This window comes from Paraburkholderia sp. BCC1885, from assembly GCF_900996235.1.
Classification (GTDB): Bacteria; Pseudomonadota; Gammaproteobacteria; order Burkholderiales; family Burkholderiaceae; genus Paraburkholderia.
In genome coordinates this window covers 1-553 of sequence record NZ_CAAJGM010000075.1, presented here as the reverse complement: position 1 = coordinate 553, position 553 = coordinate 1, and the positions used below count along the sequence as shown (strand labels likewise).

General features: G+C 72.3%; 1 protein-coding gene. It reads right to left on the bottom strand.

Annotation, left to right across the window (positions count from 1 at the left end; genetic code table 11):
• Positions 1-313: hypothetical protein (locus FQ755_RS06030; RefSeq protein ID WP_144152116.1), on the bottom strand; the 313-nt coding region annotated here is incomplete at its 3' end.
• Positions 314-553: the final 240 nt, after the last annotated feature.

The following is a 553-nucleotide window of genomic DNA, read 5'->3' as shown; positions in this document are numbered from 1 at the left end:
GCAGCCGGCGGATCGCCTGCCAGGCGCAGCCGGCCGCAGTCGCGGCCAGGCCCGCGAAGCTCACCATCACGCCCAGCGCGAAGCCGGCCGGCATCTCGCCGCTGTCGGGCGTGTCGGGGCGCGCGAACACCGCCGCCAGCGTGCCGGCCGCGATCAGCGCGAGGCAGGCCACCCAGTAGAGCCGGCCGCGTGTGGCGCGCAGCGCGTGCCAGCCGGCCCAGCCCAGGCCGAGCAGGTAGAGCAGCGCGAGCGTGCCGAGCGCGATCAGGTCGGTGGCGGTGGCGGCTTGGGCGAAGCTGGAGGAGGCGGGCATGAGGGAAAAGTTAGGCGGGACGGGAAGCGGATAAACAGCCGGAGACAAGCAGATAAACGCCGGTGGCTGGTGGACCAGCGCGACAGGCAAGCACGACAGGCAAGCGGCGCCCGGGGGGAATCTCGTCCGCGAGCCGGCAGCAAGGCGGCGTCGAGCCCGAAGCGTGACTGTATCGGCGGCGCGGGGGCGAACGCAAGCCCGATGCAAGCCGGGGCCGCTCTGTCTAGAATCGGGATTTTC